Origin of the sequence: Dyadobacter sp., assembly GCF_051859145.1 — a bacterium.
In the GTDB taxonomy this organism is placed as follows: Bacteria; Bacteroidota; Bacteroidia; order Cytophagales; family Spirosomataceae; genus Dyadobacter.
Genome location: NZ_JBHYGF010000019.1, coordinates 1 through 15,090 on the forward strand (window position 1 = coordinate 1; position 15,090 = coordinate 15,090).

The 15,090-nt window shown below is 48.1% G+C and carries 12 protein-coding genes; 6 read left to right on the forward strand and 6 right to left on the reverse strand.

Going from position 1 to position 15,090, the window contains the following annotated elements; all coding sequences use genetic code 11:
- Positions 1–1,078: multidrug effflux MFS transporter (locus ACTIE6_RS01820; RefSeq protein WP_439555000.1), on the forward strand; the 1,078-nt coding region annotated here is incomplete at its 5' end.
- A 3-nt stretch (positions 1,079–1,081) separates the two neighbouring features.
- Here the strand turns inward: ACTIE6_RS01820 and ACTIE6_RS01825 are convergent.
- Together ACTIE6_RS01825 and ACTIE6_RS01830 are read right to left on the reverse strand one after the other, a co-directional pair.
- Positions 1,082–2,020, reverse strand: coding sequence for a nucleoside hydrolase (locus ACTIE6_RS01825; RefSeq protein ID WP_439555001.1), 939 nt, complete (start codon positions 2,018–2,020; stop codon positions 1,082–1,084).
- Between the two features lie 18 nt (positions 2,021–2,038).
- On the reverse strand, positions 2,039–2,650 hold the full coding sequence (locus tag ACTIE6_RS01830) for a class I SAM-dependent methyltransferase (protein WP_439555002.1): 612 nt from the start codon (positions 2,648–2,650) through the stop codon (positions 2,039–2,041).
- Positions 2,651–2,931: 281 nt separating this feature from the next.
- Between ACTIE6_RS01830 and ACTIE6_RS01835 the strand changes: the two genes are divergently transcribed.
- The 3 genes from ACTIE6_RS01835 (at position 2,932) to ACTIE6_RS01845 (ending at position 9,041) form a co-directional block, all read left to right on the forward strand.
- Positions 2,932–5,253, forward strand: a complete 2,322-nt coding sequence (locus ACTIE6_RS01835) for a PSD1 and planctomycete cytochrome C domain-containing protein (protein ID WP_439555003.1) — start codon at positions 2,932–2,934, stop codon at positions 5,251–5,253.
- Positions 5,254–5,364: 111 nt separating this feature from the next.
- Entirely contained in the window at positions 5,365–6,819 is a 1,455-nt protein-coding gene (locus ACTIE6_RS01840; protein WP_439555004.1) for a DUF1501 domain-containing protein, read from the forward strand.
- A gap of 47 nt (positions 6,820–6,866) precedes the next feature.
- Positions 6,867–9,041, forward strand: a complete 2,175-nt coding sequence (locus ACTIE6_RS01845) for a c-type cytochrome domain-containing protein (protein ID WP_439555005.1) — start codon at positions 6,867–6,869, stop codon at positions 9,039–9,041.
- Positions 9,042–9,054: 13 nt separating this feature from the next.
- Here ACTIE6_RS01845 and ACTIE6_RS01850 read toward each other — a convergent pair whose 3' ends face one another.
- Together ACTIE6_RS01850 and ACTIE6_RS01855 are read right to left on the reverse strand one after the other, a co-directional pair.
- On the reverse strand, positions 9,055–10,047 hold the full coding sequence (locus ACTIE6_RS01850) for an AGE family epimerase/isomerase (protein WP_439555006.1): 993 nt from the start codon (positions 10,045–10,047) through the stop codon (positions 9,055–9,057).
- A gap of 132 nt (positions 10,048–10,179) precedes the next feature.
- A complete protein-coding gene (locus ACTIE6_RS01855) occupies positions 10,180–10,509 on the reverse strand; it encodes a hypothetical protein (RefSeq protein WP_439555007.1) in 330 nt (109 codons plus the stop codon).
- A 212-nt stretch (positions 10,510–10,721) separates the two neighbouring features.
- On the opposite strand from ACTIE6_RS01855, the gene ACTIE6_RS01860 reads away from it, so the two are divergent.
- Positions 10,722–12,002, forward strand: coding sequence for a PQQ-dependent sugar dehydrogenase (locus tag ACTIE6_RS01860; protein ID WP_439555008.1), 1,281 nt, complete (start codon positions 10,722–10,724; stop codon positions 12,000–12,002).
- A 56-nt stretch (positions 12,003–12,058) separates the two neighbouring features.
- Here the strand turns inward: ACTIE6_RS01860 and ACTIE6_RS01865 are convergent, their stop codons facing one another.
- Positions 12,059–12,817, reverse strand: coding sequence for a 3-keto-disaccharide hydrolase (locus ACTIE6_RS01865; RefSeq protein ID WP_439555011.1), 759 nt, complete (start codon positions 12,815–12,817; stop codon positions 12,059–12,061).
- A gap of 285 nt (positions 12,818–13,102) precedes the next feature.
- Here ACTIE6_RS01865 and ACTIE6_RS01870 point away from each other — a divergent pair, with 285 nt between their 5' ends.
- Entirely contained in the window at positions 13,103–13,597 is a 495-nt protein-coding gene (locus ACTIE6_RS01870) for a hypothetical protein (protein ID WP_439555009.1), read from the forward strand.
- 54 nt (positions 13,598–13,651) lie between these two features.
- Here ACTIE6_RS01870 and ACTIE6_RS01875 read toward each other — a convergent pair.
- Positions 13,652–15,090, reverse strand: a 1,439-nt coding sequence (locus ACTIE6_RS01875) for a prolyl oligopeptidase family serine peptidase (protein WP_439555010.1), incomplete at its 5' end; no start/stop codon positions are given.

The following is a 15,090-nucleotide window of genomic DNA, read 5'->3' on the forward strand; positions in this document are numbered from 1 at the left end:
CCTGATCGGAATTTGTTTGGGACAAATCCTTTACGGTCCGTTGCTCGACCGTTTTGGTCGTAAAAAGCCTCTCTATGTGGGCCTGGGCTTGTATGTCATCGCATCCATCGGCTGCGCATTAACTTCCTCTGTAGATGCATTGATCGCGATGCGGTTCTTTCAGGCAATGGGCGGTTGTGTAGGTCTGGTCGCGTCGCAGGCACTGGTAAGTGACCTTTTTGCGCCTCAGAAAAGGGCAGAAGTGTTTTCACTCATCACACTTGTGATCGCCGTTTCCCCGATGATCGCACCCACCATTGGCGGGTATGTGACTTCAACGATCGCGTGGCAATGGATTTTCGTGATCCTGGCTGGCATCGTAAGTGTGATGATGCTGGCGATCTACTTTTTCCTTCCCACCGGTCGCGCAGCAGATCCCTCGGTTTCATTGCAGCCTCGTGCAGTTATGAAGGGGTTTGGGATTGTATTAAGTCAGCCGCAATTTTTACTGTACACACTGGCCGGCGGCCTGGCTACTGCGGCACCTTTCGCCTATATAGCGGGCTCCTCGGACGTTTTTATGAATATCTACAAAGTGTCCGAACAGCAATACGGCTGGATTTTCGCATTCCTGGCTTTTGCAATGATCGGTTCCACGCAGTTGAACCACATTCTTCTAAAGAGATTTACCAGCGAGCAGATTATTAAAACCACGCTCATCAGTCAGAGTTTAGTCGGATTGGTTTTGATCGTCGGGGTTTTTAATAATTGGTTTAGCCTGCTTCCATTGATTGGAATGATGTTCCTCTTCCTTTGCGGACAAGGGTTAACGGGACCAAATGCATCTGCATTGTCGCTGGCACCTTTTCACAAACATACGGGCAGTGCCTCGGCTTTAATGGGCAGCTGGCGGATGGGCGCGGGTGCAATCATTTCAGCTCTGGTAAGTCTATTTCACAACAATACAGCTGTTCCGATGGTCGGTATGATGGCGTTTTGTTCTGTTGGCGGACTGGCTATTCTGTATGCCGGCAACATCGTGGTGCGGCACCAGGCCAGCCGCAGAAGTGTAGAAGATGAAGTTTCTGTGCTGCTCTGATTTTCAGGGCAGGTTCCTCACTGCATTGAAGAGCATATCGATCAATGCCAGCCTGTCGACATCGTAGGCTACCATCGTGTTAGGCTCCCGGTGGAGTACATCGTAAAAATCCACCACAGTAACGCCGCGCGTCAGTTCTCCCTTTGTTTCCACATCCACATAGCAAGCTTTTGTCGTGAATATGCCGGGATTAAGAAGCCAGGCAATAGCGCAGGGATCGTGTAATGCGGTTCCTCCTTGCAATTCCGCCGTTTGCTCCGGGTAATTTTTTGCTAATAGTTCCATTAAGCTTGCCGCCACTTCGCCTGACTTGTTTTTGAAAGTCCGGAACAATTCTATGTCGCGAGGAAAAACCAATGCTTTGTGCGTCACATCCAAACCGCACATCGTAACAGGAACACCGGACCGGAAAACAATGGCGGCCGCTTCCGGGTCGACGTACATATTGAACTCAGCCAGTGGCGTCATATTACCCCGGAAAATCCCGCCGCCCATGAGCACGATACGTTCGATTTTGACTTTCAAATTCGGATAATTGCTCAGGAATGTGGCAATATTGGTAAGCGGGCCGGTTGCTACGATCGTTACTTTTTTTGTTGCTTCTTCCAAGATACCAGCCATAGCTGCTGCCGCGGGAATTGTGTTCGGAACAGTCGTAACGGCGGGGAATGAAGGTTCATTAAATACCATTTCGCCCGGCATATCATTCGAAATAATCAGCTCACAGGACAGTGGTTTTTCGGCACCGCGGAATACAGGCGCATTGGTTCCAATCAGGGAAAGGATTTTAATTGCATTTGTAAAAGTCTTGTCCTGCGTCTGGTTTCCTGCTGATACCGTAACCGCTTTTACATCGAGTTGATCGCTGCCAAATGCGAGCATCAGCATCAGCGCATCGTCAAGGCCGGGATCGCAGTCGATGATGACCGGAAGCTTTTCCATACATGTATTTCAGCCGTCTTATTTCGTGGAAATAGATTTTTTGTCAACCAGAATTCCCAGGCCAAAGTGTTTGGGATAATTGTACAAAGTCTGGCCAGTTTGTTTGGCAATGTCTTTGACAGCCTGCCTTACAGCCGGAAAACTTTCGGTATCATGAAAGATCGTGCAGTCGCTATGCTGCGCTGCCCAGAGGCCGCATTCAAATGTTTCCTTATAATTATGAACAATATCCACGTGCGCTAAATCGTACCGGTTCTGGTCTGTTTTGATCCAGTCGCGGTAGTCGGACTTAACTAAATGGATGTTAGGATAAGGTGCCAAACGCGCACTTGTGTCGCGGAAGTGCTCACTTTTGTTGACCGTATGTTCGTCACCCTCAAAGGTATCCACACCTGTTACCGACTGGAAAAAGTTGGAAAATACAACAGACGAGTACCCGAATTCCACTCCAAATTCAATGCAGCGTTCATTTCCCAGGTGAAACTGGTCAATGATATCGGCGATGATCAGCTCCAAACCTTCCCAGGCTGAGACCACTTCCAGCATATTGGCCGGTCGGCGCAGATTTTTCGGTTTAAATGGTTTTATATCGAGAATGAAGTTTTCCCGGATGTAGGTCCGTAGTCCCATAATAATGAATAGTTGCTGCCCGCAAATTAGCCCTCAATGCCCGGGTTTCATAGCAGCGTGCCAAATTCTTGCTTCCAGCGGCTTTCGCAAACCGGTTTTCTTACAAATTCGATGGATCGGATAATCTGAATTGCATTTTATATCTAAAATATAGTACAGGCAGTATAGTGCAGGATAGTTGTTATGTTTAAAATGTTCATTATTGTATAAATAAGTGTACAATTTTGCGTTAATTTAATCAGCTGACGTATCTGTACAAGCAGTTTCCTGAACCTCGTGCCATGACATTTAAGACAAGAATAACTTGCACCATACTCCTGGTATGGACCGCATTGGTTTTTAAATCCTGCAATAATACGTCGTCGAATCAGGCTGCTGACGAGAAATTACCCGAGCAGGTCAGCTACAACTTCGATATCCGTCCCATTCTTTCAGATAAATGCCTGGCTTGTCACGGTCCTGACGCGAACAAGCGCGAAGCCGGCTTGCGCCTCGACGATCCTGTGGCTGCATTCAAAGCATTGAAGGACAACCCGAAAGCCCACGCAATTGTGGCAGGAAAGCCGGAACTTTCGGAAGCCTACCTCCGCATTACGACCACAGATACTTCCCTGCGCATGCCGCCGCCTGCATCCAACCTCAAATTGTCACAGCGCGAGGTTGACCTCATTGAAAGGTGGATCAAGCAAGGAGCGAAGTACGAGAAACACTGGGCTTTTGTAGCGCCAAGGAAAATCGCGGTACCCGAAGTAGACAATGAGGATTGGCCCAAAAATGAAATCGACTATTTTATTCTTGAAAAACAGGAACAAAAGGGATTAAAGCCAAATGAAGAAGCTGACAAAGAGCGGCTGCTGAAACGCCTGAGCCTCGATCTGACAGGTCTGCCGCCGACATTGAAAATGATGGACGAATTCCTGGCTGATAACAGTCCGGAAGCATATGAGAAAATGGTTGATCAGCTTCTGAAAAACCCTGCTTACGGTGAGAAAATGGCCATTCACTGGCTGGATCTGGCGCGCTATGCCGATTCGCACGGGTACCAGGACGATGGTTACCGGACGCAGTGGCCCTGGCGCGACTGGGTGATCCATGCATTCAACAAAAACATGCATTACAATGATTTTGTAACCTGGCAGCTGGCTGGCGACTTGCTCCCGAACTCCGGAAAAGAGCAGCTTTTGGCAACCGGTTTTAACAGAAACCATAAAATAACCGAGGAAGGCGGTGTGATACCCGAGGAGTACCGCATTATGTACGTAACCGACCGCAACGATCTTTTTGGAAAAGGGCTACTGGGCGTCACACTCGAATGCGCGCATTGCCACGATCATAAGTACGATCCATTTTCCCAAAAGGAATACTATCAGATGTTTGCATTCTTTAACAATGTGAATGAAGTAGGTATCGAATCGGTGATCGGCGGACCGGAGACTTATGCCAAAAAACCCTTGATGGAGATCAGTGACGAGGATGTAAAAAGCATTCTCAGCTTCGTCAATAAGCCCGATACTAACAGGCTGATCGTTTCGGTGATGGGGGATCTGGATTCCACCCGGAAAACTTACATTTTGAAAAGAGGCGTTTACGACGCGCTGGGCGACGAAGTGCAGCCAGGTACGCCCAGCTCCATCCTTCCTTTCGACAGCAAATATCCGAAGAACAGGCTCGGACTTTCCCAGTGGTTATTCGACAAGCGAAATCCATTGACTTCCCGTGTTTACGTCAACATTCTCTGGCAGGAATTCTTTGGAAAAGGCATTGTGAAAACCTCCGGGGACTTTGGAATGCAGGGAGAATTGCCCTCGCACCCTGCGTTACTCGACTGGCTTGCTGTTGACTTCATGGAGCATAACTGGGATGTCAAAAGGCTTGTCAAGCAAATGGTTACCTCTGCCACTTACAGGCAATCGGCAGTAGTTACCAAGGAAAAACTGGCAGTGGATCCCGAAAACATTCTTCTGGCGCGCGGGTCGAGATACCGCATTCATGCCGAATTTATCAAAGACCTGGTACTATCGAGCAGCGGACTTCTGAACAAAACCATCGGAGGGCCGAGCGTAAAACCTTACCAGCCCGCCGGCTTGTGGGAAGGCGCGACGTCCGGACGCGGATTACTTTCCGTGTATAATCAGGACCATGGTGCGAGCCTGTACCGCCGCGGGATGTACACCCTGATCAAAAGAACCGTCCCGCCGCCTACCATGAGCATTTTCGACGCGAGCAACCGCGATTTGTGCGAAGTAAAAAGGTTAAAAACGAACACTCCCTTGCAGGCACTGGTGATGATGAACGATCCTGCCGTGCTGGAAGCTTCCCGCGTACTTTCTGCCAAGCTCTTACAGGAGAAAACAGATGCGAACGAAAAAATCACCAAAGCATTCAGGCTGATCGTCTGCCGCAAACCTTCCGAAAAGGAGCTGGCGGTTTTGACAGGATATTATGAAAAAGAATTAAAAACGATCAGCCCCGCTTCCGCCGAAAAAATGGTCGCGATCGGGGAGTACCCATTAACAAGAAACGTCGACAAAAAAGCCCTTGCGTCACTGATGCGGGTTATTTCGACGATTTACAATTTGGAGGAAACGATAACGAAAAGTTAAGATAGCAGTCGGCTTTCGGCTTTCGGCAGTCGGCTTTTATGGGTTTTGAGGAGAAAAATTTAGTACTAAAAAGCTGATAGCCGATGGCCGACAGCTGACATCTAAAAAGATATGGACAAAGAAATTATAGAACACGGGTTCAACTTTAATCGCCGGCGGTTTTTATCGACGATGAGCCTGGGGATCGGGAGTGTGGCGCTGGGGTCGCTGTTAATGCCTGATCTGCTGAAAGGCGGCGGGTTGGAAGAGGAGGGACTTGCACCCGGCATTCCGCATTTTGCGCCCAAGGCCAAGCGGGTGATCTATATGTTCCAGAACGGTGCGCCTTCGCAGCAGGAGCTTTTTGACTACAAACCCAAACTTCGTGAAATGCTCGGACAAGAAATTCCTCCGTCCGTGCGTGGAAACCAGCGGCTTACGGGTATGACAGCCAATCAGGCTTCATTCCCGCTGGTCGGTTCGTTCGTGGATTTCAAGCAATATGGCCAGTCCCAGGCGTGGATTAGCGATTTGCTGCCTTATACTTCCAAGATTGTGGACGATATCTGCATTGTAAAATCGATGTATACGGAAGCGATCAACCACGATCCTGCCCTGACGTTTTTACAAACCGGCTCCCAGCAGGGAAATCGTCCCAGTATGGGCTCCTGGCTGAGTTATGGTCTTGGAAATGAGAATAAGAACCTGCCCAATTTCACTGTTCTGCTTTCGCGGGGTGTGGGCAATGGACAGGGTGTTTATTCCAAATTATGGTCAAACGGTTTTCTCGATTCCGTACACCAGGGTGTGCAGTTCAGCAAAGGCGAAGATCCCGTTTTGTACCTGCGCGATCCCGACGGAATGGACCGGAAAGAGCGCCGCGAGATGTTGGATAATCTGTCGCAGCTGAACGAATTATCTTACCAGGAATTTGGCGATCCGGAAATTACAGCCAAGATCAAGCAGTATGAAATGGCCTACCGCATGCAGACTGCGGTGCCGGAAGTAATGGACTTGTCGAAAGAATCAGACGATATTATCAAACTTTACGGCCCCGAATGTCTGGTACCGGGTACCTATGCCGCCAACTGCCTGCTGGCGCGGAAACTTTCTGAAAACGGGGTTCGTTTCGTGCAGCTTTATCACCAGGGCTGGGACCAGCACGGTAACCTTCCTTTTGAAATTACCAAGCAGGCAATGGACGTGGACCAGGCCTCGGCGGCATTGGTTACCGACTTGAAGCAGAGAGGTTTGCTCGACGAAACGCTTGTAATCTGGGGCGGTGAATTTGGTCGCACGAGCTACACACAAGGAAAACTGACAGCCGATAACTATGGCCGGGATCACCACCCGCGTTGCTTTACGATATGGATGGCGGGCGGAGGTATCAAGCCCGGAATGGTGTACGGAGAGACAGACGAGCTCGGGTATAACATTGTCAAAGATCCCGTGCACGTGCATGATTTTCAGGCTACTGTATTGCATCAGCTGGGTTTGAACCATGAGAAACTTGTTTTTAAACACCTTGGCAGAAGATACCGCTTGACCGACGTGTCGGGTAGGGTAGTGCGTGATATTATCAGCTGACGAAGTCAGGTAAATTCTTATTTGATCAAATTCTTGGTGAGACTTTAATGTATTTAAGATTCAGGTTTTTTGCGGAACAAGTACTTGTTGCTTGCAATATTTTCATTCTGTTCTTACTGATTTTTGAAAGCAAGCTGGTGGTTCCCGCCTGGTTGCAAACGATCGGAAGAATGCACCCGCTGATCCTGCACTTTCCCATTGTAATCCTGCTGATTGCCATGCTGCTTGAATTTTTCAGGTTCAAGCCAGAGTATGCGACTAATCTGTTTTATAAGAATTTTCTTCAAAACCTGCTTCTAATAGGCGCTTTGTTCGCCGCTATCACGGTGATTATGGGGCTTTTCCTGTCAAAGGAAGAGGGATATGCCGGTGAAGTTCTGACCCTTCATAAGTGGACCGGTGCCGGTATTTTCTTTATTGCTTCCCTTATCTATTTTGTCAGGAATACGGGTTGGTACAAAGCGCCTGTCGCCAAAGCCGGCGCCTTTGTGACTGTAATCGCATTGGTACTTACCGGGCATTACGGCGCGGCGCTGACGCATGGAAGTAACTTTATCTGGGAGCCGGTATCAAAGCAAAATGAAATGACTGCGGTACCGCTGAACGAAGCGGTAGTATATACCAATGTAATTCAGCCGATCCTGGAACAGAAATGCACCAGCTGCCACAATCCCGATAAGCTCAAAGGCGAGCTGATCCTGAGAGATCCGGCTTCGATTATGAAAGGTGGGAAGTCAGGCAAGCTGATTGTGCCGGGCAATGCGGCGATGAGCCTGCTGCTGCAAAGGGTGCATTTACCAATGGAGGAAAAGAAGCATATGCCGCCTTCGGGCAAAGCCCAGCTTACATTGCAGGAAATTTCTCTACTCACTTTGTGGGTGAACCAGAAGGCGGATTTCAACAAAAAGCTGGTCGATCTTGGCGCATCGGATTCCTTGCGGCTGCTAGCTACTGCCTATCTTAAACCTGCCCAGGCAGAAGAGCAATTCGATTTTGACGCAGCGGACGAAGATGAGGTAGCTAAACTGAATTCCGATTACCGGACAATCCTGCCACTCGCCCGCGAATCGCCTGCGCTTGCGGTGAACATTTATAATGCGGCGAGTTATAATGCAAAGCAATTGGATGAGCTGAGTAAAATCAGGCAGCAGATTGTGTCGCTAAACCTCAATAAAATGCCGGTAAAAGATGCCGATCTGAAAAGTATCACACAGTTTGAAAATCTGCGCAAGCTTGATCTTAATTTCACAGAAGTAACAGCGACCGGACTCAAAGAACTTTCTTCACTCAAATACCTTCAAAATCTGACGCTCTCAGGCACCAAGGTCAACCTGGTGGATATGAAAGCTTTGTTACCTGCATTGAAGAGCCTCAAAACCGTTACGGTGTGGGATACGAAGCTCTCCGCGGCGGATGTTGCCACTTTACAAAAGGAAATCAGGAGTGTGGAAATCATAGGTGGCTTTAAGGATGATGGTAAAAATCCGTTGCGATTGAACCCGCCCCAGGTTAAGAACAGCAGCATGATCTTCGCCCAAACTGCGGCGCTGCAATTAAGACACCCGATTAAAGGAGTGGATATCCGCTTTACTATGGACGGGACTGAGCCGGATAGTATTAACTCGCCGCTATTTGATAACAAAACGATTTTAACCAACAGTGCTACTATCAAAGCGAGGGCTTACAAAAATGGCTGGTATGGAAGTGAGCTTGCTACTTTCGATTTTTTCAAAAGCGCTTACAATCCCGATAGTGTCAATCTGCTGCAACCGCTCAACCGCGTGCATCAGGCAGAGGGAGCAAAAACGTTTTTTGATAAAAAACTCGGAGTGATCGGAGCGAATAATCCAGCGTGGGCTAACAATTGGGCGGGTGTGCGGAATAATGATATGGTATTAATGTCGGAATTTAAAAAGCCGGTCAACCTGTCTTCCGTTGGGCTGCATTACATGATTGAGGAAGCCACGGGCATATTTCCGCCGCAGCTTGTGGAAGTGTGGGGTGGTAACAGCCGCGAGAATCTCAAACTGATTTCCACATTCAAAGCGCCGCTGCCTTTGAAAGGGGATAAGCCAACCCTGAAAATGGCGGAAGGTCAGTTTAAGCCGCAGCACGTATCTTTCGTGAAAGTGGTAGTGAAGCCGGTGGAGAAAATGCCCGAGTGGCACGGTTCGAAGGGTAACCGCGCATTGCTGCTCGTCGACGAAATGTTCTTTAACTGAGACTAACCTTTTTCTATGCGGCGCCACATCTCGGCGCAGGCGCGTGCATTGTGGTAAGGACATTTCGTTCTGCGCCTACCCACCAGCTGCGGTCCGTCTGCGTATGGTTTGTTGAGGGATCGTACTCGTAGTTAAGCGCGCCATCAACACTAAGTCCTTTACTGGCAGCCCGCGCCATTTGAATCGATTTCTGTTTCATTTTGGCGATCAACTGTTCGTCGTGCAGGATTTCGGCGGTTTCGAAAAGCAGCCACGAGGCTTCAATGTCGTGGCCGTAGGAAACAGTGTTATCCTTTGGTTTCCATTGTTCGTCAAAGAACAGCTGCATCGTATTGGTTAGCGGATTGACGATGTGCGTAATAATCGTGTCCAGCATATTCGCAGTCTGTTTCTTCAGCTTCTTGTCGGGCCATATCGTATACAGGTTTGTATAAGCTTCCACCAGGTGTAAATGCGTATTCATGCTTTTCACCCACGGGGTTTCACTCAAAATATAATCGTCTGTACTACTCCAATCTCTCGCAAAAGCTTCGCGATAACCACCATTCTTTGGGTCAAATGCGTGTTTTTCGATGATATTGAAAAGTGAGATTGCCTGTTCGAGTGCAGGTTTATGGTGCGTCACCCTGTAATATTCGCTCAGTCCGTACATCGCGAATGCGTTTCCGTAAATCTGCTTTTTGGTTTCTTTGGGTGCTCCGTCTGCGGTGGTAGACCAGTACACACCTCCGTGTTCGGGATCAATGAAGTTTTTGGAAAGCTGCTGGTAGGCGCGGTCTGCGAGCGTAAGGTATTTTGCTTCTTTAAAAAGGCGGTGCGCCAGTGAGAAAGTCCAGAGAATGCGGCCTGTGAGCACTACCGATCTTTCGGCGTCTTTTACCGGCTGGTTTTCGTAGTTAACCCTGCCGTAAAAGCCGCCTTTTTCGGAATCAGGACCGTATTTTGCCCAATAATCAAGTATTGCAACCAACTCTTTTTTAAATGCCCCGGCAGTAAATGCAGCCATAATTTCTCAGCTTTTTAGGAAAAAGCGAATAGCTGGATTTTCATACTTGTACTCTGCATTCTTGGATTATTGACATGCAGGTGCCGAATGCTTTACAAAAAAGCCCGGCATTTCTGCCAGGCTTTTGACCCTCTAATCTCCCTGATTTTCTTCCTGGGCTTCGTGGTTGTCTCCGCCGAGGCTGTAATAATTATTTTCCTCGTCTTCCCGACCGATTTCCTCGTCTTCATCGTCAAATTCAGAGCCGGGGATGTCAAGATCTTCTCCTGTCAGGTCGTCTTCAAAGGTTTTTTCGTTCCAGTCATCTGCTTCCAGCTCGGCCGGGCGCTTCATGCGGGTTATATCTTCGGGATCAATATCTGCTTCGATCAGGCCTTTGCGGAAAATATCCTCTTCGGAAGGATAGTTGCCCGGAAGGTCGTCATCATAAACTTCATCGTCATCTTCATCAAATGGAATCATAGCTTCTGAGGTTAAAAAGATTATTGGTTAAACAGCCTGCGTCAGCAACCGGGCTGCAAGCCAAAGGTGTTAAAAAAAATTATTCCAAATTACATCTGGGCCTAGAAAAATATAGGCTTGACAAAGTAGCAAGTATTTGCCCACATCCTTTTAAATGCATTTCCATTGTATCGCATCTGAATATTCAATTCAAAAATCAATTCAAACATTTCATGCAAAGTAAGTTACTCAAATCGGCAGGCCTTTTTATGGGACTAGCCGGGGCTGCAGCCCTTTTTGCCTACAAAAGTACCCCCGGACCCTTTCCGACTAAAAGCAGCATAATAGAGCCAGTCGATGCAAAAGAAATCAAGCTACCCGCAGGCTTTTCAGCCAAAATCCTGGCAACTGATCTGGGCCCGACCCGCCATATGGTGGTCGGCAAAAACGGGGATATGTATGTGAAGCTTTCCAAGCTTAAAGACGGCAAAGGCATTTACCTGCTCCGCGATTCAGACAAGGATGGTAAGATCGACGAGCAAAAGCTCTTTGGTGATTATCCCGGAACCGGAATTGCCATCAAAAACGGCTATTTGTACAGTTCTTCCAACAAAGGAGTATATCGATACAAACTGAACGAAAAGGAAGAAATCGTAGATTTTGACAATCCGGAGCTGATCGTGGATGGGCTGGTGGACAAGGGCCGCGACAATGCAAAACCGCTCGCACTCGACAATAAAGGAAATTTGTACGTGACAGTAGGGTCTTACAGTGACAATTGCCGGGAAACAGGTTCAGGAAAAGGTATGTCGCCCTGCACGATCCTCGATTCGGCAGGCGGTATCTGGAAATTCAATGCAGCTAAGCTGAACCAGAAGTTTTCAGACGGTACCCGTTACGCGACAGGAGTGAAGAATGCGGTTGGGATCGATTGGGATAACAAAACTGACGCGCTTTACGTAACTGTTCACGGGCGCGGCAAGTTTGACGATATGTATCCCCAATATTATACGCCGAAACAAAGCGCAGAGTTACCTGCCGAAACCCTGTACAAGCTGAAAGAAGGAGATGATGCAGGCTGGCCGTACATCTACTACGATCATTTCCAAAACAAAAAGATGCTTGCGCCGGAATATGGCGGGGATGGAAAGAAGACTGCCGGTGAAAAGGCGATTAATCCATTGGTGGGCTTTCCGGCTCACCTGGGCCCGAATGCATTGTTGTTCTACTCTGGGAGTATGTTCCCGGCAAAATATAAAAACGGCGCCTTCATTGCATTTCACAGTCAGTCGGCTGAGCTGAAAAAGGGTTACCTGGTTGCATTTGTACCTTTTGTGAATGGTAAGCCGGGTAAATGGGAGATTTTTGCGGATAATTTTGCAGGCGTGGATTTGGTGAAACCTACCGGCCCGATCCAGCACCGCCCGTGCGGACTGGCGCAGGGACCCGACGGCGCGCTGTACGTGACCGACGATTTGAACGGGACCATTTTCAAGATCGCTTACAACAAGTAAGGTCATGACACAGAAAAAAGACCTGGCAAATTTCAAGTTGCCAGGTCTTTTCTGTTTTAGAAGTTTGTGTCTGCTTTATCAAGCTCCATTTCCTTGATCCAGATATTCCGGTAATACACGTCGTGCCCTTCCGATTGCAGCTTCAAGCCGCCGGGTTTGTCTGTGATTCCCTTGCCGCCATTGTTTCCACCATCAATCCCGGAATTGGGCCCGCCCCAAACCTGCGAGATTTTCTGGTTGGAATGCACCTTTTTGCCATTGAAATAAAGCGTTACCATCGGCTGCTCCACCAACTTTCCATCTTTGAAACGCGCCGCGCGGAACAGAATATCGTACGAATTCCATTTGCCAATTCCATTGTAGGCGTAGTAAGGTGATTTTGATTCATTGATCACGGCTGCCATTCCGTGCGAAGTGGTGTCTCCGTCCAATACCTGGATTTCGTACCTGTTTTGCAGATATACCCCGCTGTTGCCGCCTGGTTTGGTGATCAGGAACTCCACGTGTGCGCGAAAATCTTTAAACTCCTTTTTGGTAACGATATCTGCTGCACCATACAAGCCTCCCGCCGATGCAGGATCGTTGGCATTGATGACAGTTCCCTTATCCACGGGATCATTGACAACAGTCCATTTGATGGGCGGCTTGGCAGCGAAGCGAGGGCCTTCCCAGTAAATCCATTTTTCGTCAAGCATTTTGCGACTACCGTCGAGGTACACTTCTGCTCCCTTTGGAGCTTTTACGCCTACGCCAACTTGCGCGAATGCAGTTATACAGGTACCGAACACACCTGCAACGGTGGCCAGCGCGATCATCTTAATGGGGGAAAAAGTGCTTTGCATTGTTTGTGTTAAGTTGGTTTTTAAGGCTGGAAATATAAGTCGAACGGCAAATTGAAATACTGTTATCGGGCAAAAGTTTTGTTTTATGTAGAAGAAATACCACGAAAGTAAAAGGCTGGTTACAGAATTCTAAGAAGTCAATGCTTTTTAAAACAGCACGTTGTAGAAGCATGCTGGCACGGATTTTACTAATACGTGTCATTCTTATCAGACATTTTAAATGATAAGTACTTTTCGAACTTTTACACACCAATGATTATGGATTCTATACAGCAAAACAAGAGCATCAATACTGTAACAGGAGTATTTGCAACGAGGGAAGACGCAGAAAATGCATATCAGACATTGCTGCGGTTAGGATACAATGCAGGCGAGATCACATTGATCATGTCGGAAGATACATTTGACCGATTGTACGAACATAAGAGTAACCATTTTTACCAGAGTAACACCACAAAAAAGAAACTACAGGTAACCAGGATCTCGGAAGCATTGGATGTGATGGGAAGCTTTGTGGCGATTCCGGGACTGGCCCTTGTAGTGGCAGGCGATATGGCAACAAGCGGCGCACGTGCGCTGGCAAGTTCTGTGTTATCTGACAAGTACGCGGAGTACTTCCAAAACCGCCTCGCAGATGGCGAGATCCTGATTGATTTCGGGTTGCATACCAGCAGGGAAAAGAACCTGATCCTGCACAAATGGGAGGATTTTGGAGGATATCCATTAATCCGCAGGATCAATAACGCAGCCTGATCCACTACTACATCAAAACAACGCGCCGGCAGAAATTTCTGCCGGCGCTTTGTTTTAGAGATTTTCCTCAAAAAGCTTTAAGATCCTTTTGTACTCGTCTGTCCAGGAGGAAGCTTCCACAAAACCGTGGTCTTCCGTCGGATAGGAGGCTAGCTCCCAGTTATCTTTCCCCAATTCGATCAGCCGCTGTGTGAGCCGCACCACATCCTGGTAATGTACATTCACATCCACCATTCCGTGACAGATCAGTAAATGGTTTTTCAAACCTGCCGCATGATAAATGGGAGAGCTCTTTCGATAAGCCAGACTATCCGCTTGCGGCTCGTTTAAAATGTTCGCTGTATAAGGGTGATTGTAAGAGGCCCAATCCGTAACCGGTCGCAATGCAGCACCTGCCTTGAACACGTCGGGCGTAGTGAAAAGTCCCATTAACGTAATAAAACCGCCATACGATCCGCCGTAAATTCCGATCCTTTTTGGATCAATTCCGTACGTTTTTACCAGCCAGGCAGCTCCGTCGGTATTATCAGTCAGGTCTTTGCCGCCCATAAACCGGTAAATGCCAGTGCGCCAGTCGCGGCCGTAGCCGGAGCTCGCGCGGTAATCCATATCGAGCACAGTGTAGCCTTGGTCAGTCAACAAATTGTGGAACATATATTCCCGGAAATACTGGCTCCACCACTTATGTGCATTCTGCAAATAACCTGCTCCGTGCACGAAAATCACAGCTTTTCCATTTGATTTGGCTGGCTCATAAACGCGCGCGTAGATTGGCTTGCCATCTGTCGCAGTAATCGTCACGACTTTCGCCTCTCGCCAGGGATAGGAGAGAAACTCCTTCGAAACGGAAGCTGTAATGCGCAACGGCTCTTTCGGCTTTGATCCCGCTTTCGGATTATCCATTATATATAGTTCCCAGGGCGCATTGCTGGTGGAATATCGGATTGCTATCTTGCTTTCGTCCGGTGAAAGTGTGGCTTCATGCGCGCCGGGGTTGTGCGTGAGCCTGGTTCGGGCGCCGCCAGTTGTAGCTACGCGGAACAAATGCTGCTCGCCCGGATGAACTTCATTCGTAATAAGGTAAAAGTTCTTTTTGTCTTTTGATAAGGTTACATTCTGAACCTCAAAGTTGCCCGAAGTGATAGTTGTCTTTTTACGAGTATTTACATTAATTGAATACAAATGGGAGTAGCCGGTTTCCTCACTTTGGAAATAGATCGTCTGCTCATCAAGCCAGCCAATTTCGCCTGCGCTCATCGGGTAACCGCCGATTCCGGGTCCGCCGATCCAGGCTTCATCTCTCTGTCTGTCAAGTAACTTCAATGAAAGTGAATCTGCATTGAAACGCATAATCCACCGATCCTTGCTGTCCAGTGAGCGGATTACTACCACGGCATTGTTCCCGTTTTCGGACCAGAACGGACCGTGGATAATCACATCCCGCTCCTTGTTCTTCCAGGCAGTATCCTGTTTCGGATAGTCTTTCAGATAGT

Bases quoted from the DNA above. Each gene is read 5' to 3' on its own strand.
- ACTIE6_RS01825 (WP_439555001.1), bottom strand. From the start codon at position 2,020: ATGGAAAAGCTTCCGGTCATCATCGACTGCGATCCCGGCCTTGACGAT.
- ACTIE6_RS01830 (WP_439555002.1), bottom strand. From the start codon at position 2,650: ATGGGACTACGGACCTACATCCGGGAAAACTTCATTCTCGATATAAAA.
- ACTIE6_RS01835 (WP_439555003.1), top strand. From the start codon at position 2,932: ATGACATTTAAGACAAGAATAACTTGCACCATACTCCTGGTATGGACC.
- ACTIE6_RS01840 (WP_439555004.1), top strand. From the start codon at position 5,365: ATGGACAAAGAAATTATAGAACACGGGTTCAACTTTAATCGCCGGCGG.
- ACTIE6_RS01845 (WP_439555005.1), top strand. From the start codon at position 6,867: ATGTATTTAAGATTCAGGTTTTTTGCGGAACAAGTACTTGTTGCTTGC.
- ACTIE6_RS01850 (WP_439555006.1), bottom strand. From the start codon at position 10,047: ATGGCTGCATTTACTGCCGGGGCATTTAAAAAAGAGTTGGTTGCAATA.
- ACTIE6_RS01855 (WP_439555007.1), bottom strand. From the start codon at position 10,509: ATGATTCCATTTGATGAAGATGACGATGAAGTTTATGATGACGACCTT.
- ACTIE6_RS01860 (WP_439555008.1), top strand. From the start codon at position 10,722: ATGCAAAGTAAGTTACTCAAATCGGCAGGCCTTTTTATGGGACTAGCC.
- ACTIE6_RS01865 (WP_439555011.1), bottom strand. From the start codon at position 12,817: ATGATCGCGCTGGCCACCGTTGCAGGTGTGTTCGGTACCTGTATAACT.
- ACTIE6_RS01870 (WP_439555009.1), top strand. From the start codon at position 13,103: ATGGATTCTATACAGCAAAACAAGAGCATCAATACTGTAACAGGAGTA.